At 64.3% G+C, this 2122-nt stretch carries 2 protein-coding genes; both read right to left on the bottom strand.

The window, feature by feature from the left end; translation table 11 throughout:
• Positions 1-58 precede the first annotated feature (58 nt).
• Positions 59-298: a hypothetical protein gene (locus AB0O81_RS13950; protein WP_363585268.1), complete on the bottom strand. Its 240-nt coding sequence runs from the start codon at positions 296-298 to the stop codon at positions 59-61.
• A 377-nt stretch (positions 299-675) separates the two neighbouring features.
• Positions 676-1875, bottom strand: coding sequence for an IS110 family transposase (locus tag AB0O81_RS13945; protein ID WP_363585270.1), 1200 nt, complete (start codon positions 1873-1875; stop codon positions 676-678).
• Between the last annotated feature and the right edge of the window lie 247 nt (positions 1876-2122).

Genomic DNA, 2122 nt, shown 5'->3' with positions numbered 1-2122 from the left:
GGGGGGTGCCCCTATGTCTTTCGTCAAGACCTCGTGTCGCGAGCTGAGCGACTGCGGATCAGTCAGAGGGGTTGTTCGCGAGCGGTCCTGATAGCCATGCCTGAACCTCGCGGGGTGTTCGCAAGCGCACGATGAGAAGGTCGGGGCGTTCGTCTTGGAGCTGGGAGATCAAGACGCCGTACTTGTTCCGCGTCGAGAACGCCCAGCGAACAATGTGCTCACGATTGGTGAAGAACGTCCTCAACGGCGGTTCTACGTTGCCGTTCCAGAGCACTTCTCGCCGCAAGCGTCGTCTCATTGTGCGACTCAATACCCGAGGGAGAGTTACGGATAGGAAGGGCAGGTCGAGCCAAACGACGAGGTCAGCATGCTCCACCAGGATCGGTCTAGCGCTTGAGCATTGCCACTCGGTTGTCCACGCGTCTCCCTGAGCGAATACCCGGACATCCTCCAAGAATTCTTCGCGGGGTGTCCAGTTTGGCCCATGGTAAAGCGAGTCGATTTCGGTGTGCGGCGCGTCGAGAACCGAGGAGATTCGGGCGGCAAGGGTCGTTTTTCCGGTTCCGGAAACGCCGGCCACGACGACGCGTCTCGGCCGAAACGGAAGTCGATCGCCGAAGCCCAACACGTGAGAATCTTATGCACGCAGACTGATACGAGCTGGCTCAAGTCCCTTCACGCCGCCAGCTGGTCGGCGGGCTTCTGGTAGAGGGTGCCGTCGCGGAGCATGGCGTAGAGGACGTCTGAGCGGCGCCGTGCAAGAGCCAGCAGCGCCTGATTGTGGCGTTTGCCTTGGCCGATCTTGCGGTCGTAGTAGGCGCGGGAGTTGGGGTCGCGGAGTGCAGCGAAGGCGGAGAGGAACATGGTGTTCTTCAGGACCTTGTTCCCGCGTCGTGACGAGTATTCGCCTCGGATTGAGGATCCGGATCTTCGGGTGACGGGTGCGAGGCCGGCGTAGGCGGCGAGGTGGCCGGCGGTGGGGAAGTGTTTGCCGGCGACTTCGGTGAGGAGTCGGGCTGCGGTCCTGACGCCGACTCCGGGCATGCTCGTCAGGACGGGCTGAAGAGGGTGCGCATCGACCAGCTTTTCAACCTCCGCCGCGACCTCATCGCGCTGCCTCCGAAGGGCCGCCAACTGCGCTGCGAGGCGCGAAACCACCAGAGCGGCCGCGTTCGTGCCGGTGACGACGACGGTCTGTTCGCCGAGCGCAACGATGATCTCGTGCGCCCAATCCCGGCCCTTGCGCGGCGCGAGCTTCAGCATCCGCGTAGCGATTCGCTTCTCGCCTGCTGCGTGCAACTCAGCCGGTGACGGCCACCGTTGCAGCAAATCGAGGATCGCGGGGTGATCCAGTCGCGGCCCGACAGCCCGTTCCAGTGCGGGGTGGATCTGGGTCAGCAGTCCTCGGACGCGGTTGCCGACTTGGGTGATCTGGGCGGCGAGGTCGTCGTCGAACCCGCAGAGCAGCGACAGTTCCGCAACCTGCTCGTCTGTCACTTGGATTGAGCGGAGCGTGTGCGGCATCGTCCGTGCGGTCTCCGCGATGATCGCGGCATCCCTCGCGTCTGTCTTCGCCTCGCCGGGGTGCAGGTCCGCGATGCGCCGCATCGCTAGTCCGGGCAGGTAGCCGACCAGCGCGCCTGCGGCTTGCGCGACCGCGATCGGCAGCGCGCCGATCGTTGCCGGCTGATCCACGATCAACAGGACAACGCCGTGCTCGTGAAGATCGGCCAGTACGGCTCTGAGCCGTCTCTCGTCGTTGGGCAGAGCCCGGTCGCAAAGCTTCTTCCCGCCGCGGTCGAGAGCGACCGCGTGGTGCTCGCCCTTGCCTACGTCGAGGCCGACGAAGACGTCGACCTGGTCGTAGTTGTCGATCTGAGTGACCACCTGCTCCTCCGTCCGTTGTGAATGACAGCTGCGACGGTGCGTCTCGGCATCCACGTTACGAACGACCTCGAGCGTGCTCGGGCCTGGCCCCTATCAGCGATCACCCACCGCCAACCAGGCTCGGTGACAACACCCCCCGGATCATCAAGGACAGGGGGGACCAATCATGCCGAGCCCGGCAGGCTGTCACCGCCCAGCATGCTCACCAAGCGGCTACGAAGAAAGTAACGGGGGG

Origin of the sequence: Microbacterium sp. NPDC076911, from assembly GCF_040687125.1 — a bacterium.
GTDB lineage: Bacteria > Actinomycetota > Actinomycetes > Actinomycetales > Microbacteriaceae > Microbacterium.
The sequence above is the reverse complement of the archived record's forward strand: the minus strand, read 5'-3'. Positions and strand labels throughout refer to the sequence as shown.

Bases quoted from the DNA above. Each gene is read 5' to 3' on its own strand.
- AB0O81_RS13950 (WP_363585268.1), bottom strand. From the start codon at position 298: ATGAGACGACGCTTGCGGCGAGAAGTGCTCTGGAACGGCAACGTAGAA.